Raw genomic sequence first — 23,605 nt, forward strand, 5'->3', positions numbered from 1 at the left:
AAATAAACTACCTCAAATTATTTAGAACATTTTTGGTTGATTATTAATTGAATTAAGATCATTACATAAAAATAGCAACCTTTCACTTTTTCTTTAATTTCAGTTTACTTTTGTCTTTTAAGCTAAAGATTTTAATTATTCACGTCATTTTAATCTTTATTTTAGTGATTTTTACTTTCATTTCTTTTAAATTTGAGTATTGGATGTAATTATCTATGGGGTTCTGAATAAATTGTAAGAGATGATCTCCAAAAAGTTTTGAATATACATCTTTGCAATCCTTTTATACCTTAACACTCAACCTAAGAACCATTTTTAATTCCTTCAAAAGTGTGATCTACATTAAATATTGTCTTGCCTACACATTTATTGAACTTTTTCTCCCAGTGGGTTAGGGACGTATTTTTCTTTCTCTTTTAAGGATATAAATTTTTAGTCACTTTTATTATTATTTTATCTGAATGATACCATTTTTCGGCTTATAAAGGAATGTTTTTTGGTTAGTCAATTGGCTTGATTACTTCTTCTAAATTAATTAATTTTGTTGATGCTATCTATGGTGGTTACTACAGCCTTGTTCGTCGGTCTCACTACTATTTGTAGCTTTATCTATATTTAATCCACAAAAATAATAAAAAGAAATACTATATTTGTTGTACCAAATTGAATGAATAATGTCATTAATATAATGATAAAACAAGCCTGCGACAGGCGGATATTAGAAGGATTTCATATATACGTGAGACATTTAAAATAACAATCTGCCTCAATAAACCCTCGGCAATGAAATCTTAAACACCACAGCCGAAATTCTAACAGCAATCACCACAACACCAGAAATGATAAAAATCAAATCTTGTGATAGATTAAAATAAGTTAAGGCGAAATAAGCAAAACCACCAAGAATACAAGCTGTAGCGTATATTTCTTTATGAAAAATGACGGGAATATCATTGCATAAAATATCTCTAATCACTCCACCAAAACAAGCACTCATTGTGCCAAAAGCCACGCAAATAACAGGTGGCAACCCTGCTGAAATAGCTTTTTCTATACCAACAACCGTATAAAGTCCAATTCCAAAAGTGTCAAATAAAAACAAAGATTTGCGTAGATAATTGAGCTTGTTTCTTAACAAAATCGCGAATATTGTAGTGATTAAAATCACGTAAACATAAGTCATATTGTTCAACCAACTGACATTAGCTTTAATCAAAACATCGCGTAAAGTTCCTCCACCGACAGAAGTTACAAAAGCTATAATCAAAATTCCAAAGACATCAAGTCCTTTGCGCATAGCGACCAAAACACCTGAAATAGAAAAAGCAATTACGCCGAGAATATCTAATACAAAAATAAAATCCATTAGCGTTGCGTATAATAATTATAATCTTGTAAAACAATTTTAACAAATTCAATTGGCTCTTCCTTAGGCTGAACTTCCATTTTACTCATCAATTGCTGGTATAATCTGTTGATAAGGTGATATTCTCTTTGGCTTTTAGCTTTCATATATATGGCTTTGGTTTGCCGCATATCTTCATCGCTAAAAATGGTTACTTGTGGATATTTGGGTTGGTAATTTTCAGGCAAGTCCATTATTATGGTTTGCGTAAAATCGACTCGATTTCTTTCTGAAATAACCGTAGTTTTGGTCGCTATATCACCTAAACGCTGACCTTTACCACCAAACAAGATAAACAAACTGGCCACTGAACCCATAGTCATAGAAATGTCAATCAACCTCAAACACCATCGTATCAGATAATGACCTGCTTTAGGCTTTGAACCATCAACACAAACCACTCTGATTTTCATAGCGACCTTGCCTATACTTTGGCCATTCATTGTCAATTCCATTACTAAATGATAGACCAATAACGGCAATGACACTACCATTCCAATTGCAAAGCTTGACGCTCCTAACAAAGGAAAAACAAAACTGACTAAAAATAAATAAGCCAAAAGGACAAGGATGTCTATAAAATAAGTCTTTGCTCGTTCAAAGTAATTGGCTATATTCTGTTCAATAATGACATTTTGAGCCGTTTGAATTTGAAAATTATTCATTAAAAATTATTAGATTTGAAGTTTATTTTTAAAAACTATGCGCGAGGTAGCTTTTGTAAAGCAAAATAAAAACAAATGGTTCAAATTTGAAAGCTATTTGAGAGATAATGCTCAATATTCTCCCGATGAGCTTTCTGATTTATACATCGAAATTACCGATGACTTAAGCTATGCCCAAACCTTTTATCCTAACAGCAATACTACCAAATATTTGAATCAAATCTCGGTAAAAGCACATCAAAAAATCTACAAAACTCAAAAAACATCGGGAAATAAAATTGTAAAATTTTACACCAAAGAATTTCCATTGATGTTTTACAATTATAGATATCAATTGTTGTTAGCGTTTTTAGTGTTTTTATTTTTTGGCTTAATCGGTGCTTATTCTGCGGCGACAGACCAAGATTTTGTAAGATTGATTTTAGGTGATGCTTATGTCAATATGACTTTAGAAAACATCAACAACAACGACCCGATGGCGGTTTATAAAAAGGCCAACGAAACCGATATGTTTATTGGTATTACTATTAACAATGTCAGAGTTGGTTTTCTCTCATACATTTTTGGATTTTTATTTGGTATTGGTGCTTTATTTATAGGTATGCAAAATGCGGTGATGCTGGGTTCGTTTCAATATTTTTTTGCTGACAAAGGTTTGTTGTGGGAATCTGCAAGAACGATTTGGATTCACGGCACTATTGAGATTTCGGTGATTATCGTCTGTATTTGTGCAGGTTTAGTCGCTGGCAATGGCATTATGTTTCCTAAAACCTATACCCGATTAGAGTCGTTTGCTCGCAGTGCTAAAGCTGGACTCAAAATTGTTTTAAGCACCGTGCCGTTTTTTATTATTGCGGGATTTTTAGAAGGTTTTGTAACTCGACATACCGAAATGCCCGATGCTTTGGCTATATTTATCATTAGTGGTTCAATGGCTTTAATTTTATTTTATTACGTATTTTTACCCTTTAAACTTCATAAAAACCAACAACATGGAAAACAATGATTTAACTCAACCACAATTTGTCTTTAGAAAAGAACGTGACTTAGGCGAAATTATAAGTGATACCTTTAGTTTCTTTACGCAGAATTATAAAAGTATTCTAAACATATTTTTAAAGTTTGTCGGTCCGTTTATACTACTTACCATTTTGGTAACGACATATTACCAATATAAAATGGGCGATTTATTTAGTAACATAACAACTTTTTCAGAACCTGATTCAGCAGTTTCAACTATTTTAGAAGACTCTTGGATAATCATTCTTTTATTTGCTGTATCTATCGCAACTAATATCGTTTTGTATGGTACTATTTTACACATTATAAAATCTTATATGAACAATAATGGTGAAATTTTAGAACAAGACGTTTCTCAAGGTTTAAAAGATGATTTTTGGAAATTACTAGGCTATCTTGCATTAACCACCATTGTTGGAATTATCGGTTTTATGCTTTGCTTTTTACCAGGTATTTATCTTATAGTCGTTCTTGCACCTGGTATTGCACTTTTAATAATGGAAAACGAATCGGTTTCTGAGTCATTCACCAAGTGTTTTACTTTAATTAAAAACAATTGGTGGATTACTTTCGCTACTTTTCTGGTTTTTGGTATTCTCATTGCTATTTTAGGTTTTGTTTTTCAATTACCAGCATTTATTTTCAGTATGGTAGAGGGTTTCACTGCATTTGATCAAGCTTCTGATCCAACTGCGATTACTGGACTTTATCAAAATTGGGTGTATTTGCTCTTTACTGCTATAGGAAGTATTGGTCAGTCATTTCTTAGTATTTTTACGGTCATTATGATTGCTTTGGTGTATTTTAACCTTTCTGAAAAACAAGAATTTAAAGGCACTTACGAACAAATTGATCAAATCGGAAATTAAATAGTATGAGCAAATCATTGCTGTTTTTATTGACTCTATTTAGTCTTTATTTTAGTTTTAGTTTTAATTCGGTTGATAATTCAAGTCATCTTTTTTCAAACTTTGTTTCTCAAGACAAAGATATTTTTGACCAAGAGACATTAGACAAGCTAAAAACCGACGACGACTACAATTACAGCATTGAATCTCAAACCAATTGGTGGTCTGAATTTAAAGAATGGTTAGGCACGCAATGGCGAAACCTGTTTGGACAAAGTATAGATTCTAGTTTTTGGTTTTTTATTTTCAAAGTGTTGCCCTATTTAATTCTTGTAGTTGCTGTGGTGTTTTTAATTTGGTTCATAGCCAGGTCTAATATTGACAACCAAATTATGAGGCAACATAAGACTTCTAAAGTAACCTTAACGGAGGAAGAAGAATTATTGATGACGCGAAACCTTGAAAAAATGGCCGATAAAGCCATTGAAAACCAACAATATCGTTTGGCGATTCGTTATCTATATCTCAATTCCATCAAACGATTAGACTTAAAAGGCATCATAAAATACACTAACGATAAAACTAACTTTGAATATCTCAGAGAAATTGAATTTAATGAACTCTCCAAAATTTTTAAACACTTGACTATAGCTTATGAGCAAACTTGGTATGGACAAATGCAGTTTGACGAGGTTTATTTTCAAAATCTTCAACAGCAATATGAAGCATTTCACAATCTTTTAGACCAAAAACAATATGCTCAAGCCTAAAAACTATATTCTTATTTTGGTTTTAGTACTGTTTGGTTCTTTAGTGTTTTTAGAATCCACAGCCAAAAAACCTTTGGATTGGTCTGATAGTTATTGGAAAAACCACTCAAAACCTTTTGGTGCTGAGATCTTTCATAAAATTTTTACAGAACAACTTGAGCAAAGCGAAGAAACCAATCAATCGGTTTACGAAACCTTGACGGAGAGTTACAAAGCAGGCAATTATCTCTTTTTTAATGGCAATTTAGGTTTTGGTGAATACGATACTAAAGAATTGTTGTGCTGGATTGAAAACGGGAATACAGTTTTAATGTCCGCAGAATATTTTCCAAAGACAATTTTGGATACTTTAAATTTAAACAAAAAAAAATTTGTATTTGACAACCAGTTTTCCTATCAACCTAGTGTCGTTTTAGACACCACAAATCAAGATGAAATTTACGATTTTAAAAGAAACCTAAACGTAGAATATTTTACCAATACCGATACTTTAGACCATCAAGTTTTAGGCTATTCTAAAGTAGTCAACAACGACAGCACGATGACTAAATATCTGCCAAATTTCATAAAGGCTAAATTTGGGCAAGGCGAACTTTACTTGCATCTTTTTCCAAAAGCGTTTACCAATTATTTTTTAGTCAGTGCAGATAACGCTAATTATACCGAGCAAGTTTTATCAAGCTTAAATTATGACAAATCAATAATTGTAGATGAATATTACAAAGCTCAACGTGTGGTTCAACAGCCTCATTTATTGCAATATCTCGTCAGTAACAAACATTTGCGTTGGGCGTATTATTTGCTTATACTATTAGCTGTAATTTATATTTTTTTTGAAGGCAAACGCAAACAAAAACCCATTAAGGTCGTTCAACCTTACGAGAACAAAACCTATGCGTTTACCCAAACCATCGCTGAGATGTATTATCGCAAAAAAGACCACAAAAGCATTGCCACTAAGCTAATCGAACATTTCTTTGACTTTGTCAGATCTCAATATAATATCTCAACAGCAAACTTGAATGATGAATTTGTTGTTCAATTAGCTTCAAAATCGGGTAAATCGCAACAAGATATCAAATCATTATTAAAATATATTAAAAACATTGAAAGTAAAAATAGAATTACCAAAGAACAATTGCTTAAATTAGAAAAACAGATATCAAATCTTAAAAACTAAGTCTATGGAAAATCAAAATATAAAACCGTCTGAACAACCTGATGAAAACTCAAAATCATTAGAAGACAACAAAACTGCAGAAAAAACTTCATCTGAAGATACGGCAACACCATCTTTAAATGAGTATCAACAAATGGCTGAAGATTTAAAAGCTCAACTTGCTAAAGTCATTGTAGGTCAAGACGATTTTATTGAGTTGCTTTTGGTGAGTCTTTTAACCAACGGTCACGTTTTAATAGAAGGCGTGCCAGGAATTGCTAAAACACTGACCGCTAAGCTTTTCGCAAAAAGTATCAACGCCGATTTTAGTCGAATTCAGTTCACGCCCGATTTGATGCCAAGTGATGTGCTCGGAACTTCTGTATTTAATGCAGAAAAAGCCGAATTTGAATTTAAAGCTGGACCAATTTTTTCCAATTTAGTGTTAATTGATGAAATCAATCGGGCGCCTACTAAAACCCAATCGGCTCTGTTTGAAGTGATGGAAGAAAAACAAGTTACAATCGATGGTCATCAATACGATATGGAAGCACCATTTATGGTATTAGCCACCCAAAATCCTATTGAACAAGAAGGCACTTACGCCCTACCCGAAGCCCAACTCGATCGGTTTATTTTTAAAATTAAACTCAGTTATCCCAACCTTGAAGAGGAAGTTAAAATTATAGACAAGCATCACCAAAACAAAGCACAAAATTTTCTCAATCAAATAGAAACCGTAATTAACAAAGACAGCGTTAGCCAATTCAAAGCAGACATTCACAAGATCAAAATTGAGTCTAAAATTATGTCTTATATTGCTGAAATTGTTCTCAACACACGTCAGCACCCACATTTGTTGTTAGGGGCATCGCCAAGAGCTTCTGTTGCAATTATGATGACGGCTAAAGCCTTTGCTATTTTAAACGGCCGTGATTTTGTTACACCAGACGATGTCAAACGCAGTTTAAAACCTGTGCTTAATCACAGAATTGTCCTGTCACCCGAACGTGAAATGGAAGGCATGACCACCGAAGATGTGGTTGATATGATTGTAAAATCTATTGAAATACCAAGATAGTGTTTAAACTGCTCAAACCTTTATATTTTACACGACGCTTTTTTTTAGCCTTAATCAGTATAGCTTTGCTATTCTTTTTATCGTATTGGTTCACTGTGCTTTTTACCTTAGCATCATTGCTATTTTATGCCTTAGTGGTTTTGGTTATCATTGATATTGCGACATTATTTCGCATCAAAGGTTTTTTTGCAGAACGGTTTTTACCCAGTAAATTTTCAAACAGTGATAATAATGTAGTGATGCTTAATTTTGAAAATGGTTACAATTTTAAAATTCAATTACAAATCATTGATGAAATTCCTGTTCAATTTCAAAAACGAGATTTTTTAAAAACCTTAAAGCTTGATGCCAAACACCAAAAATCTTATGATTATCAACTCAAACCTACACAACGTGGCGAATATTATTTTGGCAATTTGAACTGTTATGTGTCTTCGCCACTTAAGCTGACTAAACGACGATACAAGTTTCAAAACGAGCAAATGGTCAAGGTGTATCCGTCGTTTATTCAAATGAAAAAATACGATTTCTTGGCTTTAGACCGTCAATCCAGAGATTTTGGAATGAAAAAAATCAGACGTATCGGTCACAGCATGGAATTTGAGCAAATCAAAGAATACGTCAAAGGCGATGATATTAGAGACATCAATTGGAAATCTACTGCTAAACACAACCAGCTGATGGTCAATCAGTTTCAGGATGAAAAATCACAACCCATTTATAATGTCATTGACAAAGGTCGTGTGATGAAAATGCCTTTTGAACAACTCAGCTTATTAGATTATGCCATTAATTCGGCTTTAGCTTTTTCTAATATCGCTTTGAAAAAAAATGACAAAGTTGGGATGCTGACTTTTTCAAACAGCATTGACAATTTTAGAAAAGCCCAATCCAGACTGTCGCAAATCAATGTGTTGTCAGAAGCTTTATACAACATTAAAACCGATTATAAAGTCAGTGATTTTGGTTTGCTTTACGCCCATCTTAAACGAAAAGTTACCCAACGCAGTTTGTTGTTTTTGTTTACCAATTTTGAGCATATTTCTTCACTTGAACGCCAATTGCCTTATCTAAAAGCGATTTCGAGACAGCATGTTTTGGTGGTCATCTTTTTTGAAAACACAGAATTGGATCAACTCATCCATACTGAAACCGAAGACTTACAAAGTATTTATCAAAAAACCATCGCTACAGATTTTGCTTACAATAAACGATTAATGGCTAAGGAACTTGAAAAAAATGGAATTCAAGCCATTTTGACCAAACCAAAAAATTTAAGCATTAATACCATAAATAAATATTTGGAGATAAAAGCTAAAGGCTTGTTGTGATTTTTGAGAGTAAAACGAAAAATCTCGAAATTTGTCAGGAGTATCGAAATTAGGCTTTATGATGAAAACATAACTGTTAGCTAATCAGCCCACAAACTATCAATAATATTTAGTGTATTCCTCCTTCACTTATAGGAATATTAAAAACCGTATAGAACATTTCTTGCATTCTCTTAAAAGGCAAGTATTGTCTGGTATGAAAATATCCTATTAAACTTTCAATATTATTCCCATAGCTTACGGGTGCATTTGCTTGTGATGGATAGTCGCTTTTTGTTTCACAACCGCAAGGACAAACTTTTTTATAAACCTTGTGTTCTGTGACTTTTATTTTTATTTCAGTTATCTCAACCATCTTCAAAGTATTGCCTTTTCTTCCTGTTTGCCCACCTGGCTTACGCTCTGTCTTTGTTCTTAGGCTTTTCCTCTTTGGTCTATTTTCATCCTTTGAGGGTGGTATGGAGCTATTATTACTGTTTTATTGGAGTTTCATATTTGGCCAGTCGTGCTTTAAGTTGACTATTTTCTAATTCTAAAGCAATTAGCTTTTTAGAAAGTTCTTCTACCTTCTGCAAAAGTGATTCTATAAGCTTATCCTTTTCCAACTTTTTTTCTTACAAATATAGGGTGGTATGTTCGTAACAAACAAATTATTAACCAATTAGTTATCAATCCAAAAAGTTAAAAATGTTGATAAAGGTCTGATTTTTAAAATCAAGCTCTAATGAGTGGCTTATTTGAATTTTTTAAAAAAAAATTGAAATAAGCACAAAGAAAATATATGCTCAGTTTGCATTATCCAAAATTTATAGTCTTATTTTTGACACTGATTAGTTACAAAGATTTTTATAAAAACATAGTCAATAAAGAAACAGATAAAATAGTTTTGCTAAAAAATTAAATATGAGCATAAAAACAGCCCAACAACAAGTCGATGAATGGATCAACCAACACGGTGTCAGATATTTTAATGAACTCACCAACATGGCTCAACTCACAGAAGAAGTGGGCGAAGTCGCCAGAATTATTGCACGTCGTTTTGGCGAGCAAAGCGAAAAAGAAAGCGATAAACAAAAAGATTTAGGTGAAGAGCTTGCCGATGTTATGTTTGTTGTGTTATGTTTGGCCAATCAAACTGGAATCGATTTGCAAACCGCTTTTGACAAAAAAATGGAAGTCAAAACAAAAAGAGACCACAATAGACACCAAAATAACCCAAAACTACAATAAATGTTTACCAAAGTAATTTGCCATAAAGGTTTTTGGAAATCTGTGATATTTCTTTCCATTATGTTTATCCTTATTTACAACTTAGTAGATTGGGGTATGGTTTTTAATTTTAACCTTCAAGACTTCGTTGAAGAACGATTGAAATCTGATAACTTACTTAAATTTATTTTCGCCAATATTCTCAGCGGTTTTGTTTACGGTTTTATCATTAGTTTTTTTAAGTTTAGAAGTAAACTCAAAAAATCAAATTCAACTCAAGGTTAAATTGATGAAAACTCTGCTTCAAAAAACCCTATCGGGAGATTATTCCTTAAATATTTGTGGGTCTAAAAGCGAAAGCAACAGATTGCTCATTATTCAAGCTTTATTCAAAAAACTAAACATTGACAACCTTTCCACATCTGACGATACTATGGTTTTAAAAGCCGCTTTGGCTTCTCAAAAAGACATCATCGATATTCATCATGCAGGCACAGCAATGCGTTTTTTAACGGCTTATTATGCGTGTTTTACAAATAAATCCGTCACGCTTACAGGAAGCAAACGCATGCAAAACAGACCTATAAAAATTTTGGTTGACGCCTTGAGACAAATAGGAGCAAAAATTGATTATATCAACAAAGAAGGATTTCCACCGTTGAAAATTCAAGCTTCTAACATTACAAGTAACAAAATTGAAATTCAAGCCAATACAAGCAGTCAATACATCAGTGCATTAATGCTCGTTGCACCTAAACTCAAAAATGGATTAAAAATAAATTTTACATCAAAAATCACTTCTCTACCCTATTTGAAAATGACCTACAAAATGATGCAAAATTTAGGGTTTGAAATAAATTTCGATCATCAATCTATTGAAATCAATCCCAAAACTGATATCGATACGCAAAAAATTAGTGTTGAGTCAGACTGGAGTTCAGCATCTTATTATTATAGTTTGGTAGCACTTTCGCCCTCTTTAAAATTAAAATTAAGTATCTATAAAAATAAAAGTTTGCAAGGCGACTCAAAAATTTCGGAATTATATAAAGAATTAGGCGTCCAAACCACTTTTGAAAAAGATGCTATTATTTTAGAAAACTCTCAAAACAATGCTATCAATTATTACAACAAAAACCTAAATCACACACCAGATTTAGCTCAAACTATTGCCGTAACTTGCTTAGGCTTAAAAATCTCATGTAATTTGACTGGTTTGCACACTCTAAAAATCAAAGAAACCGACCGGTTGGTTGCCCTGAAAAATGAATTAGAAAAATTTGGTGCAACGGTTGAAATAGATCATGAAAGTCTGAAAATGACACCGCCTGATGAAATTTTATCCCACCAAACGGTTAAAACCTATAACGACCACAGAATGGCAATGGCATTTGCTCCTTTAATCACAAAAACCGAGCTTAAAATTGAAAATTCTAAAGTCGTATCTAAATCATATCCAGATTTTTGGAAAGATTTTGAATCTTTATATTAGAATTTTTATTAAAAATTTTTAAAAGTTAAAATTTTAACTTAATATTGCATCAAAACAAACTATTATGAAACAAAAAATTTTATCACTCGCTATGCTTGCCTTTTTTGCTATAAGCATCACAAGTTGCAAGCCAGAAAAAAAAGAAAACGCTAAAGAGCAATTAGAAGAAACTGCCGAAGACGTTGAAGACGCCGCTGAAGAAACTGCTGAAGACGTTGAAGACAGCGCAGAAGAAACCGCAGACGAAGTTGAAGACGCGACAGAAGAAACTTCAGAAAGCGTCAAAGAAGCTACTGATAAAGCAGTAGAAGATGTTAAAGATCTTGCTAACAACACAGTTGAAGGCACTAAAAAAGCGACTAAAGATGTCAAAAAAGCGGCTGAAGATGCAGCTGATGATGTTAAAGAAACAGTGAAATAAATTTTCTAACACTTTTTATAAAAACCGCATCACAAATGTTGTGATGCGGTTTTTTTTATGAATAAAATTTAATCCCAAAAGTATTCTTATTTTTGTAAACATGGATACAAATCATCAAAATAGATATGCCAGACGAGGCGTATCACACCAAAAAGAAGATGTTCACAATGCTATCAAACATATTGACAAAGGTTTATACCCAAAAGCGTTTTGTAAAATTATTCCAGATTACTTAACAGGTAGCGACAAGCATTGCATTGTAATGCATGCCGATGGTGCAGGTACAAAATCTGCATTAGCCTATATGTATTGGAAAGAAACAGGCAACCTTTCAGTTTGGAAGGGCATTGCCCAAGATGCCATCATCATGAACATTGATGACCTGCTGTGCGTTGGAGCAACTGACAATATTTTGTTATCTTCAACCATTGGAAGAAATAAAAATTTAATCCCTGGAGAAGTTATTGCTGAAATCATAAACGGCACTGAACAAATTGCAGATGACTTAAAAAAACACGACATCAATATCATTACAACTGGTGGAGAAACCGCCGATGTAGGCGATTTGGTCAGAACCATTATTGTTGACTCTACTGTTACTGCCCGAATCAAGCGTGAAGATGTAATCAATAATGCCAATATTCAAGCAGGCGATTGCATCATAGGTTTAGCATCTTCTGGCCAAGCAAGTTACGAAAATGAATATAATTCAGGTATGGGAAGCAATGGATTAACTTCAGCAAGACACGATGTCTTACATAAATATTTGGCTGAAAAATATCCCGAGAGTTTTGATAGTCACGTTCCTGAAGATTTAGTTTACACAGGAAGTCAAAAACTTACAGATTCTCACAAAGATTTAAACCTTGATATTGGCAAGCTCATCCTCTCTCCTACGCGAACTTATGCCCCAATTGTAAAATCTATTTTTAAAGAATTGCCACGACAAGACATTCATGGCATGGTGCATTGCGACGGTGGTGCTCAGACTAAAATATTACACTTTGTAGAAAATCTAAAAATCATCAAAGATAATATGTTTGATATTCCACCGTTATTCAAACTCATACAAAACGAAAGTCAAACCGACTGGCGAGAAATGTATCAAGTATTTAATATGGGGCATCGCTTTGAAATTTATACTCATCCAAACAATGCTCAAAATATCATTAATATTTCAAAATCTTATGATGTAGATGCAAAAATTATTGGTCGTGTAGAGCCATCACAAAACACCGAATTAAGCATTTCCTCTCAGGTTGGAAACTTTATATATTAAATTATTATCTTTATTTTAAGATGAAGCTAAAAATTTATCTGATCCTTATTATTTGCATTTGGAGTATTCACCTTGGATATTCTCAAATCCCTTCAACTAAAATTCCTAAGGTGTTTTTAAAGACTTTTGGTCCACAAAAAATGCACAGCTTCGATAAACTCGATATTAATAAAAAAGAACTTGTCAAACGAATTGATATGCCTGTCTTTTGGACAGAAGTCAATAAACTTAGATTACAAGCCAGTGAAGTCTCTTTTGCTAATTGGAATGGTGGTGGTTCCAATTCTGTTTCTGGACTTTTCGGCATTGAACTTGAAAGAAATTACAAAGACAAAAAGTTTAAATGGGATAACCAGTTGATTATCAATCTCGGTGCTAACAAACAAAGCGACCAAGACATTAGAAAAACCGAAGACCATTTAGAAATAAATTCAAAAGCGGGGTTTAGCTTTAAGAAAAACTCTAATTGGTATTATTTGGGAAAACTCAATTTTAATACTCAATTTTTTAACGGCTATAATTTTCCTAATACTTCAGAAATAATCTCCCAGTTTATGGCTCCTGGTTATCTCTTTATGGGGCTTGGTGTTGAGCATAAAATCAATACTCAAAATATTTATATGTATCTTTCTCCAATGACCTTAAAATCGACATTTGTTTTAAATCAAAAACTAGCAAACGACGGTGCATTTGGTGTAGATAAAGCCATACGAGACAACAATGACAACATCATTAAAGAAGGCAAAAAAGTAAGAGTTGAGAGTGGCATTTTAATCAATAATGAATACGAAAAAGAACTTTTTGAGAATGTCATCATAAAACACAAACTCAGCCTTTATACAGACTATATCAATAATTTTGGTAACATAGATGTAGATTGGGAAATTAATTTTAATTTTAAAGTGAATAGTTTCATCAGAGCCAATTTTGGCTCACACCTTAGATATGATGATGATGTAAAAATAAGATTGGAACAAGAAGACGGCAGTTTTGTAGAAGGTGGCTCTAGAGTTCAATGGAAACAGCAACTTGGTATTGGAGTCATCGTAGAACTTTAAATAATGTTATCGCCATCTTTATTTAGGCTTAACTTTCGTAAATTTGCAATCCATTTAAAAAACTATGTTAGACAAACTCAATATACTTAAACAACGCTTTGATGAAGTTAGTGATCTAATCATTCAACCTGACGTCATCAATGATCGAAAGCGTTATGTAGAATTAACCAAAGAATACAAAGATCTTAAAGCAATTAATGACGAACGAGAAAAATATATTGAACTTAAAGACAATGTAGAAGAAGCCAAACAAATTATTGCTGACGGTGATGACGATGAAATGGTAGAAATGGCAAAAATGCGACTTGAAGAGTCTGAAGAAAAACTTGAAAAACTCGAAGATAAAATCCGTTTTATGCTCATCCCTAAAGACCCCGAAGATGAGAAAAATGCGGTGGTTGAAGTCAGAGCAGGAACAGGTGGCGATGAAGCCAGTATTTTTGCAGGTGATATTTATAAAATGTTGACCAGATATTGTGAATCAAAAGGCTGGAAAGTCAGCACGGTTGATTATAGTGAAGGCACCAATGGCGGTTTCAAAGAAATACAATTTGAAGTCAGCGGTGAAAATGTTTACGGCACTTTAAAATATGAAGCTGGCGTACATCGTGTTCAGCGTGTGCCACAAACCGAAACCCAAGGGCGTGTACATACAAGTCTTGCTACGGTGATGGTGTTTCCTGAAGCTGAGGAATTTGATGTGGAAGTTGACCCCAATGATGTTAGAATTGACTATTTCTGTTCATCAGGCCCAGGTGGTCAGTCGGTGAACACGACCTATTCGGCGGTACGTTTAACTCACGAACCTACGGGTATTGTCGCTCAATGTCAAGATCAAAAATCACAACATAAAAACAAAGAAAAAGCCTTTAGAGTATTACGCTCAAGACTTTATGAAATGGAACTTGCCAAAAAACAAGCTGAAGATGCAGAAAAACGTGGCAATATGGTAACCAGTGGCGACAGAAGTGCTAAAATCAGAACCTACAATTACCCACAAAGTCGTGTAACTGATCACCGCATCAATCTAACCCTTTACGATTTAGATAATATCATCAATGGTGACATTCAAAAAATCATTGACGAACTCAAATTGGTTGACAATACTGAAAAATTGGCAAGAATGTCTGATTCTATCTAATATTTATTATGGATATTTCAAAACTCATCCAACAAATAAAAATTAAGCAGAGTTTTCTCTGTGTAGGTTTAGATACAGATTTAGCCAAAATTCCTGAACATCTCCACAAGCATCCCAATCTTATATTTGAGTTTAACCGTCAAATCATAGACGCAACTGCTAAATATGCGGTTGCCTTCAAGCCCAATATTGCATTTTACGAAGCCTTAGGCATCAATGGCTGGGAAGCTTTACAACAAACTATTGATTATCTCAACAATCAATATCCTGAAATATTTACCATTGCTGACGCTAAACGTGGCGATATCGGAAATACTTCATCAAAATATGCCCAAGCTTTTTTTGAAGACCTCAACTTTGATGCCATTACCGTTGCTCCTTATATGGGTAAAGATTCTGTTGAACCATTTTTGGCTTATAAAAATAAACACACTATTCTTTTAGCTTTGACTTCGAATGAAGGCGCTTTTGATTTTCAAACCCAAACTTTAGACAATAAAGCTCCACTCTATCAAACGGTGCTTAAAACGTCTCAAACTTGGAAAAATTCAGAAAACCTGATGTACGTTGTCGGTGCCACAAAAGCTGAATATTTTAAAGAAATCAGACAGATTGTTCCTCATTCATTTTTGTTGGTTCCTGGCGTCGGTGCTCAAGGCGGAAACTTAAAAGAAGTTTGCCAATACGGTTTGACTAAAGAATGTGGCTTACTGGTCAATTCTTCTCGTGGCATTATTTACGCTTCTCGTGGTAAAGACTTTGCTCAAGCTGCTGAAATCAAAGCGAAAGCACTCCAAGAAGAAATGGCGGTATATTTATGATTAAAATTAATTTGGAAATTTGTCATTTATGAAAATACAATTAACATCTACCATCACTTGCCCAAAATGTGGACATCAAAAAGAAGAAACCATGCCTGAAAATGCATGTGAGTTTTTCTATAAATGTGAAAATTGTAATGAAATTTTAAAACCAAAAGAAAACGACTGTTGTGTGTATTGCAGTTATGGCTCACAACCTTGCCCACCTGTTCAGAAAAATCAATCTTGTTGATAGCTTTTTAGTATTAAAAAACATAAAATTTACTAAAGTTTTCGTAATCAACTTGCAATCATCATCTTTGCAAAAGAAATGATGTTATGGCTTATGATTTTATTATAGTTGGTGCGGCACAAGCGGGTTTGTCTATGGCTTATGAGCTGAAGCAGATGAACGCCAATTACATAGTTTTAGACAAAGAAGAAGAAATTGGAGCGTCTTGGCTCAACCGTTGGGATTCTTTAAAATTGTTTACGCCAACAGAGTTTAACCATTTACAAGGTCTTGAATTTCCAGCACCTAAAGGTCATTATCCTAATAAATATGAAGTTGCAGAGTATTTTAAAACCTATGCCGATACATTTGAAATCCCTATTCAACTCAAGACTTTAATTACTAAAATTTATAAGAAAGAAGGTATATTTATTTTAGAATCAAAACACAAAACCTACAACACCCATAATGTAATTATTGCAACAGGACCTTTTCACATTCCTTATACACCACCGTTTTACAAAAAAATAAGCACAGACATTAAGCAATGGCACAGCAATTACTACAAAAATCCCAATCAACTACAAGATGGCGATTGCTTAGTGGTTGGTGCTGGCGATTCGGGTTTTCAAATATTAGATGAAATTTCGCAAACAGGTCGAACCACATATTTCTCAGGACAAACGCGAGTCAAAACATTGCCACAAGAATTCCTAGGAAAAACCTTGTGGTGGTGGTTTTGCAAAACAGGTTATCTGAGCATCAACAAATACAATTGGTTAGGAAAAATTATCAGCAAATCAAAACAACCTGTTATCGGCGTTGATGTCAAAGGCATTTTGAACCGAAAAAATGTAATTCCTGTCGGAAAAACTATCGATGCTGAAAGCAAAACTATTATTGCAGAAAATCAATCTATAAAAGGTATCAAAAACATTATTTGGGCTACGGGCTATCGTCCTAATTTCAATTGGATTGAAGATATAGAATTAGACAAAGAAGGCTATCCCGTGCATAAACGCGGGGTAAGCAACACTAAAGGATTGTATTTTATTGGTCTGCCATGGCTTCATACAAGAGGCTCAGCAACTTTAGGAGGCATCAAAAAAGATGCGGAATATCTTGCTAATTACATTTCAAAAGTTTCTGAAAAAGTGGCAAGCTAATTTGTTTCAAACCTACTCAACCCGAATTATTCAATAGGAAATTTCCTGTTGAATAATGACAAAAAATGCTCAATTATGAGCATTTTCTTCTATCATTGCGATGTGCTGAGCTAAATATTAAAAGAAGCTATCTCATTAAACAAAACTTTATTGTTTTTTAGCTTTGCTTTAACCCATCATATAATTAGTTATACTTAGTTTCGTGTCGATTTTTAAAATATTATACTATGTCAAATAATCAAGCCTTACTGCAACCTATTAAAATTGGAGATTTAAGCTTAAAAAACCGCGTTATTATGGCACCAATGACTAGAAGTCGAGCCGATAACGATGATGAAGCACCAACAGATTTACACGTTAAATACTACACACAACGTGCTGAAGCAGGATTGATTATAACCGAAGGCTCACATGTTTCTGAACGTGCCAGAGGTTATATCAATGTGGCAAATATTTATAAACAAAAACAAATTGAAGGTTGGAAAAAAGTAACCGAAGCTGTTCACAATGAAGGTGGCAAAATCTTTATTCAATTGTGGCACGTTGGTCGAATTTCTCATCCTGATTTTCATAATGGCGAAAAACCCTTAGCACCAAGTGCTATTAATCCGAATGTTCAAGCATACACGCCTAAGGGTTTTAAAGATACGGTTACGCCAAAAGCAATGACCACTGAGGAGGTTTTAGATACCATTCAAGAGTTTAAGCTTGCGGCAAAAAATGCAGTAGATGCTGGCTTTGACGGTGTTGAAATTCACGCATCTAATGGTTATTTGTTTCATCAATTTTTTAATCAAACATCTAATAAGCGTAAAGATAGGTTTGGTGGTAGTCGAGAAAATAGAACAAGATTTTTGTTTGAAGTCTTGGATGCAGTTAAAGTCTTTTGGCCTGAAAACAGAATTGGAGTAAGACTCAATCCGTCTTTACACGGTACATTTGGCATGGAAGCCGACGAGGAAACCATTCCAACTTTTGAATATATCGTTAAACGCTTAAACGATTATGATTTGGCATATCTACACCTATCAGAACCTTTTAATGACGTCAGCGACAAACCGTTTTTAGTAAAAAATGTCGCCGAGCATTTTAGACCTTTATACAAAGGAAATCTTATGATCAATGGAGGATTTGACCAAAAAAGCGGTAATGAGATAATTGAAAAAGGCTATGCTGATATGGTAGCGTTTGGCAAGTTGTTTATTTCCAATCCAGATTTACCTACCCGTTTTGCAAAAAATGTGGAGTTGGCAGAATGGGATGAAAATACGTTTTATGGTAGTGGTGAAAAAGGTTATACTGATTATCCAAAATTGGAAGAAGAAAAAAAATCTCCAATTTAGTAAACATCAGAAATTTAAAATTATTGGGGATAGTTGTAAGATAAATCGTAATTTTATGCCCCAATTTAAAATACTAAAATACACTTTATGGATTCATTTGATGTTGTTGTTATAGGCTCTGGACCAGGCGGATATGTTGCTGCCATTCGTTGTGCTCAACTCGGTTTAAAAACGGCTATTATAGAAAAATATGCCACAAAAGGAGGAACTTGCCTTAATGTGGGTTGCATTCCTTCAAAAGCTCTACTCGATTCTTCTCATCATTACGAAGATGCTCAAAAACATTTTAAAGACCACGGCATAGAATTAAATGGCGACATCAGTCTCAATTTCAAGAAGATGATTGAACGCAAAGACAAAGTCGTTGATCAAACCACAAAAGGCATTGACTTTTTGATGGATAAAAACGATATCAAAGCCTACGAAGGTGTTGGTGCTTTTAAAGACAAAACCCATATTGTCATCACTCACAACGATGACAAAACCACAGAAATAGAAGCCAAAAATACCATAATTGCTACGGGTAGTAAACCTAATTCTTTACCATTTATAGACATTGATAAAGAACGTATCATCACTTCTACTGAAGCCTTATCGCTTAAAGAAATTCCAAAACATTTGATAGTGATTGGCGGTGGCGTGATTGGTTTAGAACTCGGTCAAGTCTATAATCGCCTTGGTGCTGAAGTCACTGTTATAGAATATATGGACAGAATTGCCCCGACTATGGACAAAGCCTTGAGCAAGGAATTGACAAAAGTGATGAAGAAGCAAAAAGTAAAATTTGCTGTATCACATCAAGTGAAATCTGTTGAACGCAAAGGCGATAAAGTTACCGTAAAAGCCGACAACAAAAAAGGTGAAGAAGTATCTTTTGAAGGCGATTATTGTTTGGTTTCTGTCGGTAGAAAACCTTATACTCAAGGTTTAAATGCAGATAAAGCTGGCGTAAAATTAAACGATAAAGGTCAGATAGAAGTCAACGAAAAATTACAGACCACTACAGAAAATATTTACGCTATTGGCGATGTCATCAAAGGTGCAATGTTGGCTCATAAAGCTCAAGAAGAAGGCATTTTTGTGGCTGAAGTTATTGCAGGTCAAAAACCACATATCGATTATAATTTAATTCCAAATGTGATTTACACATGGCCTGAAGTGGCATCTGTTGGAAAAACCGAAGAACAACTCAAAGACGAAAACATAGCATACAAATCAGGGCAATTTCCTATGCGAGCCTTAGGACGTAGTCGAGCCAGTGGCGACATAGACGGTTTGGTCAAAATTCTTTCAGATAAAGAAACTGACGAAGTCTTAGGCATTCACATCATAGGTGCAAGAGCGACCGATTTAATTGCAGAAGCAGTTACAGCTATGGAATTTAGAGCCAGTGCTGAAGATATAGCCAGAATGAGTCACGCTCATCCAACCTATGCCGAAGCTGTAAAAGAAGCGACACTTGCGGCTACTGAAGACAGAGCAATTCATGTATAACCAATCAAATAACTTTAAAAATGAAAAAAATAATATTGCTAATCGCATTAACTTCAACATCAGTAATTTTCGCTCAAGATTACCCAAAATCTTTGCCTGATTTTGAAATTTCAAATCAAAACAACGAAACTTTTACACAAGATGATGTGTCGCAAGATTCCTATGCTTACTTCATATATTTTAATCCCACTTGCGGCCATTGTAAAACAGCATTTAAAACTTTAAATCTTCACGTTGAAGATTTAAAAAATACAAAGTTTAAATTATATCCAGTTTCAGCCAAAAATGACAAAGACACGCACGCATTTTTTGAAAATTATGCACCAAAACTTTTAGCATTAAACAATGTGCAAATTTTATTAGATGACAATTATAAATTTGCAGATACTTTTTTCGTCAAAGGTTATCCAACTGCTTTTCTCTATGACAAAAATCAAAAGTTAGTTAAAGTCTATAACGGTGAAAGTAAAATTATGGGATTTATGGATGAGATAAAATAAGAAACTGCTCATTCATTTTTCATAAAAAATATACCAATCCAAAGTTATGACCATTGAGATGGGTTTGCTATATAAGAATCTACCTAAAAACTCTTAAAACTTATAACCTCTTAACCCATCAGCACTAAGCATTGACAGTTCAACTTAACAAAATCAAACATAGCGACCACGGCGTAAATCCTTGCGACCCTTGCGGTAAAAAAAATGCATATGGAATAACTTATAAGGTAAGGGTTAAACTAAAAAACATCATAACCTCATAATATCATAAACTTATAACCTCTTAACCCATCAGCACTAAGCATTGACAGTTTAACTTAACAAAATCAAACATAGCGAACCTGGCGTAAATCCTTGCGACCCTTGCGGTAAAAAAAATGCATATGGAATAACTTATAAGGTAAGGGTTAAACTAAAAAACATCATAACCTCATAATATCATAAACTTATAACCTCTTAACCCATCAGCACTAAGCATTGACAGTTTAACTTAACAAAATCAAACATAGCGAACCTGGCGTAAATCCTTGCGACCCTTGCGGTAAAAAAAATGCATATGGAGTAACTTGTAATGAATGTAAGAATTACACTAAAGAAACACCATTGCCTCATAATATCATAAACTTATAAGCTTTTAACCTATCAGCAAAGTTCAGAGCAAATCCCGAGAGCAAAAAACGATTCGAAAACCTTATAAACTTCCAAAAAAACTGACCAACATCATAAACTAAATATGATGCTATCCTTATGTTTGTAAGGTGAATACTCAAAAAACACATCATTGTTACCACTGTGGCGACCCATGTCAGCCAACAGACATTGAAGCATATGACAAACATTTTTGTTGTCACGGTTGCAAAACGGTATATGAAATTTTTTCTGAAAACGACTTAGGTTGTTACTACGATTTTGAAAACGCCCCAGGAAAAACCCCGACAGAACTCAAAGGCAAATATGATTTTTTAGACCAAAACGACATCGTTGAAAAACTTGTTGATTTTAATGATGGTGATACGCAAATTGTCAACTTATACATTCCACATATCCATTGCAGTTCTTGTATTTGGATTTTAGAAAATTTGAATAAACTCAACAAACACATTTCAACTTCGCAGGTCAATTTTCCTAAAAAAAGTGTTCAAATTCAATTCAACTGCACAAAAACAAGCCTAAAAGAAGTTGTTAACTTATTAACTTCAATAGGTTATGAACCCTATATCAGTTTAGAAGATATGGACAAACCTGACAGCAAAATAGACCGTTCACTGATCTACAAAATTGGTATTGCGGGTTTTGCTTTTGGTAATATTATGTTTTTATCATTTCCCGAATACTTTGAAGTCTCTGAATATTGGCTCGACCAATACAAACCTGTTTTTAGGTGGTTGATGTTTGTGTTTTCATTACCTGTGGTATTTTATCTGCTCAAGATTATTTTAAATCGGCTTTTAGTGTACTTAAAACCAAAAGTTTAAATATTGATATCCCTATCGCTTTAGGAATCACAACACTTTTTATTCGTAGTACAGTAGAAATTAGCTTTAACATAGGTTCTGGATTTTTTGATAGCTTAACTGGATTGGTATTTTTCTTATTACTCGGAAAATTTGTGCGACAAAAAACCTACAATTATTTATCTTTTGAAAGAGACTACAAATCTTATTTTCCCATTGCGGTAACCAAAATTGATAAACATACTGAAACCAATATTAAGGTTAGCGATATCAAGGCAGGCGACAAACTTTTAATTAGAAATGCAGAATTAATTCCTGTTGACGGTATTTTGATGAATGGCGAAGCGCACATTGATTATAGTTTTGTAACTGGTGAAGAAAAGCCCGTTCATAAAACATCAGGCGATAAAATATTTGCTGGTGGTAAACAAATCGGCAGTTCAATTGAAATGACCGCTGAAAAATCTGTTGAGCAAAGCTATTTAACGCGACTTTGGTCTAATGAAGCTTTTAAAAACCAAAAAGCAGAAACATATCAAACATTGTTAGACAAAATCAGTAAACATTTTACAATTGGCGTATTAGGCATTGCTTCAATATCAACTTTAGTTTGGTTATTTATCAACCCGAGTTTAGCATTGAATGTCTTTACGGCTGTGCTGATTATTGCCTGTCCTTGTGCTATAGCTTTAACCACGCCATTTACTATGGGAAATTTATTGAGACTGTTTGGTCAAAAAGGTTTTTATTTAAAAGATATCAAAAGCTTAGAACAACTTACTGATATCGACCAAATTATTTTTGATAAAACGGGAACTCTAACCCAAAATGAATACACAGAAATTACCTACCAAGGCGAAAACATTACCGATGAGGATAGGCATTTGCTCAAAAACACTTTGCGAAATTCCAATCACCCTTTAAGTCGGCAATTGTATCATTTTCTTCAAAGTCAAGATATAATGACTGTTGAAGATTACGAAGAGCTTCTCGGACAAGGTATTGAAGCAAAAATCAATAATAAAAATATAAAATTAGGCTCATCATCTTTTGTTCACGCACCACAACAAGACAAAACTTTTGAAACTGCTGTGCATTATAAAAACGATGAACATTATAAAGGTAAGTTTATTTTTAAAACCACCTACAGACAAGGTGTTCAAGACTTATTTCATCAACTAAAAAACGATTATCAACTGGCTGTTTTGTCAGGTGATAATATCGGCGAAAAAAAATTTTTAGAACGGTTTCTTCCTGCTGAAACGCCTTTATACTTCAATCAGAAGCCTGAAGACAAATTAAATTATATCAAAACTCAACAAAACAAACACCAAAAAGTGATGATGATTGGCGATGGTTTGAATGATGCTGGTGCACTAAAACAAAGTGATTTAGGCATTGCACTTTCAGAAAATATCAATGTGTTTTCACCCGCTTGTGATGCCATTTTAGATGCTAAACGCTTATCACTTCTACCCAAATTTATTTATGCTACACATCGTGGAATTAGAATCATCAAGCTGAGCTTTTTGTTTTCTTTTCTCTATAATATTGTGGGCTTATACTTTGCAGTAACTGGTCAATTAGAACCTGTAATAGCGACTATTTTAATGCCGTTGAGTTCGATTAGTATTGTTGGGTTTACGACTTTGATGACGCATTTTATAGCAAAAAAAATAGAAGTTTAGTTTGTGGCTTAACGGTAAATTTAATGATTCAAAAAAAACATAGAATCAT

The 23,605-nt window shown here is 33.8% G+C and carries 23 protein-coding genes and 1 pseudogene; 20 read left to right on the top strand and 4 right to left on the bottom strand.

The features are described from left to right. Positions 1-766: 766 nt before the first annotated feature. The gene (locus IGB25_RS06255; RefSeq protein ID WP_211066635.1) at positions 767-1,366 is read right to left on the bottom strand and encodes a trimeric intracellular cation channel family protein; all 600 of its coding nucleotides are present in this window, start codon (positions 1,364-1,366) and stop codon (positions 767-769) included. Further along, a complete protein-coding gene (locus IGB25_RS06260; RefSeq protein WP_211066636.1) occupies positions 1,366-2,070 on the bottom strand; it encodes an RDD family protein in 705 nt (234 codons plus the stop codon). The genes IGB25_RS06255 and IGB25_RS06260 overlap by 1 nt, the downstream gene beginning before the upstream one ends. Before the next feature lie 37 nt (positions 2,071-2,107). Here IGB25_RS06260 and IGB25_RS06265 point away from each other — a divergent pair, with 37 nt between their 5' ends. The 6 genes from IGB25_RS06265 (at position 2,108) to IGB25_RS06290 (ending at position 8,279) form a co-directional block, all read left to right on the top strand. Further along, on the top strand, positions 2,108-3,076 hold the full coding sequence (locus IGB25_RS06265; RefSeq protein ID WP_211066637.1) for a stage II sporulation protein M: 969 nt from the start codon (positions 2,108-2,110) through the stop codon (positions 3,074-3,076). Beyond that, positions 3,063-3,959 carry a hypothetical protein gene (locus IGB25_RS06270; RefSeq protein WP_211066638.1) on the top strand — a complete coding sequence of 299 codons (897 nt, stop codon included), beginning with the start codon at positions 3,063-3,065 and terminating at the stop codon, positions 3,957-3,959. The genes IGB25_RS06265 and IGB25_RS06270 overlap by 14 nt, the downstream gene beginning before the upstream one ends. A 5-nt stretch (positions 3,960-3,964) precedes the next feature. Beyond that, positions 3,965-4,708, top strand: a complete 744-nt coding sequence (locus tag IGB25_RS06275) for a hypothetical protein (protein WP_211066639.1) — start codon at positions 3,965-3,967, stop codon at positions 4,706-4,708. Beyond that, the gene (locus IGB25_RS06280) at positions 4,695-5,888 is read left to right on the top strand and encodes a DUF4350 domain-containing protein (protein ID WP_211066640.1); all 1,194 of its coding nucleotides are present in this window, start codon (positions 4,695-4,697) and stop codon (positions 5,886-5,888) included. The genes IGB25_RS06275 and IGB25_RS06280 overlap by 14 nt, the downstream gene beginning before the upstream one ends. Before the next feature lie 133 nt (positions 5,889-6,021). Beyond that, positions 6,022-6,948, top strand: a complete 927-nt coding sequence (locus IGB25_RS06285) for a MoxR family ATPase (RefSeq protein WP_247653720.1) — start codon at positions 6,022-6,024, stop codon at positions 6,946-6,948. After that, the gene (locus tag IGB25_RS06290; protein ID WP_211066642.1) at positions 6,948-8,279 is read left to right on the top strand and encodes a DUF58 domain-containing protein; all 1,332 of its coding nucleotides are present in this window, start codon (positions 6,948-6,950) and stop codon (positions 8,277-8,279) included. The genes IGB25_RS06285 and IGB25_RS06290 overlap by 1 nt, the downstream gene beginning before the upstream one ends. Before the next feature lie 109 nt (positions 8,280-8,388). Here the strand turns inward: IGB25_RS06290 and IGB25_RS06295 are convergent, their stop codons facing one another. Both IGB25_RS06295 and IGB25_RS15145 read right to left on the bottom strand, forming a co-directional pair. After that, positions 8,389-8,634, bottom strand: coding sequence for a hypothetical protein (locus IGB25_RS06295; RefSeq protein WP_211066643.1), 246 nt, complete (start codon positions 8,632-8,634; stop codon positions 8,389-8,391). 115 nt (positions 8,635-8,749) lie between these two features. Further along, positions 8,750-8,884, bottom strand: a complete 135-nt coding sequence (locus IGB25_RS15145; RefSeq protein WP_256437252.1) for a hypothetical protein — start codon at positions 8,882-8,884, stop codon at positions 8,750-8,752. 298 nt (positions 8,885-9,182) lie between these two features. Here IGB25_RS15145 and IGB25_RS06300 point away from each other — a divergent pair, with 298 nt between their 5' ends. The 14 genes and pseudogenes from IGB25_RS06300 to IGB25_RS06365 all read left to right on the top strand — a co-directional run bounded on the left by IGB25_RS06300 (position 9,183) and on the right by IGB25_RS06365 (position 23,556). After that, the gene (locus IGB25_RS06300; RefSeq protein ID WP_211066644.1) at positions 9,183-9,509 is read left to right on the top strand and encodes a nucleotide pyrophosphohydrolase; all 327 of its coding nucleotides are present in this window, start codon (positions 9,183-9,185) and stop codon (positions 9,507-9,509) included. After that, positions 9,510-9,773, top strand: coding sequence for a hypothetical protein (locus IGB25_RS06305; RefSeq protein WP_211066645.1), 264 nt, complete (start codon positions 9,510-9,512; stop codon positions 9,771-9,773). 4 nt (positions 9,774-9,777) lie between these two features. Further along, positions 9,778-10,980 (top strand): 3-phosphoshikimate 1-carboxyvinyltransferase, encoded by a 1,203-nt coding sequence (locus tag IGB25_RS06310; RefSeq protein ID WP_211066646.1) that lies wholly within the window; start codon positions 9,778-9,780, stop codon positions 10,978-10,980. Positions 10,981-11,044: 64 nt separating this feature from the next. Next, positions 11,045-11,401 (top strand): hypothetical protein, encoded by a 357-nt coding sequence (locus tag IGB25_RS06315; protein ID WP_211066647.1) that lies wholly within the window; start codon positions 11,045-11,047, stop codon positions 11,399-11,401. Between the two features lie 100 nt (positions 11,402-11,501). Continuing rightward, entirely contained in the window at positions 11,502-12,680 is a 1,179-nt protein-coding gene (locus IGB25_RS06320; protein WP_211066648.1) for an AIR synthase related protein, read from the top strand. Positions 12,681-12,790: 110 nt separating this feature from the next. Further along, entirely contained in the window at positions 12,791-13,738 is a 948-nt protein-coding gene (locus IGB25_RS06325) for a DUF3078 domain-containing protein (RefSeq protein ID WP_247653650.1), read from the top strand. A 64-nt stretch (positions 13,739-13,802) separates the two neighbouring features. Next, positions 13,803-14,879: a peptide chain release factor 1 gene (prfA, locus tag IGB25_RS06330; protein WP_211066650.1), complete on the top strand. Its 1,077-nt coding sequence runs from the start codon at positions 13,803-13,805 to the stop codon at positions 14,877-14,879. Between the two features lie 8 nt (positions 14,880-14,887). After that, positions 14,888-15,700, top strand: a complete 813-nt coding sequence (pyrF, locus tag IGB25_RS06335) for an orotidine-5'-phosphate decarboxylase (protein ID WP_211066651.1) — start codon at positions 14,888-14,890, stop codon at positions 15,698-15,700. Between the two features lie 28 nt (positions 15,701-15,728). Further along, positions 15,729-15,932, top strand: coding sequence for a GDCCVxC domain-containing (seleno)protein (locus tag IGB25_RS06340; RefSeq protein WP_211066652.1), 204 nt, complete (start codon positions 15,729-15,731; stop codon positions 15,930-15,932). An 86-nt stretch (positions 15,933-16,018) separates the two neighbouring features. Next, positions 16,019-17,077 carry an NAD(P)/FAD-dependent oxidoreductase gene (locus tag IGB25_RS06345; RefSeq protein ID WP_211066653.1) on the top strand — a complete coding sequence of 353 codons (1,059 nt, stop codon included), beginning with the start codon at positions 16,019-16,021 and terminating at the stop codon, positions 17,075-17,077. Positions 17,078-17,304: 227 nt separating this feature from the next. Beyond that, positions 17,305-18,420 (top strand): alkene reductase, encoded by a 1,116-nt coding sequence (locus IGB25_RS06350; protein WP_211066654.1) that lies wholly within the window; start codon positions 17,305-17,307, stop codon positions 18,418-18,420. Between the two features lie 87 nt (positions 18,421-18,507). Then, positions 18,508-19,914, top strand: coding sequence for a dihydrolipoyl dehydrogenase (lpdA, locus tag IGB25_RS06355; RefSeq protein WP_211066655.1), 1,407 nt, complete (start codon positions 18,508-18,510; stop codon positions 19,912-19,914). A gap of 20 nt (positions 19,915-19,934) precedes the next feature. Beyond that, positions 19,935-20,414 carry a peroxiredoxin gene (locus IGB25_RS06360; protein WP_211066656.1) on the top strand — a complete coding sequence of 160 codons (480 nt, stop codon included), beginning with the start codon at positions 19,935-19,937 and terminating at the stop codon, positions 20,412-20,414. 758 nt (positions 20,415-21,172) lie between these two features. Then, a pseudogene (locus IGB25_RS06365) lies at positions 21,173-23,556 on the top strand (heavy metal translocating P-type ATPase). The last annotated feature ends 49 nt before the right edge of the window (positions 23,557-23,605 follow it).

Source organism: Flavobacterium sp. CS20, assembly GCF_018080005.1.
GTDB lineage: Bacteria > Bacteroidota > Bacteroidia > Flavobacteriales > Flavobacteriaceae > Psychroflexus.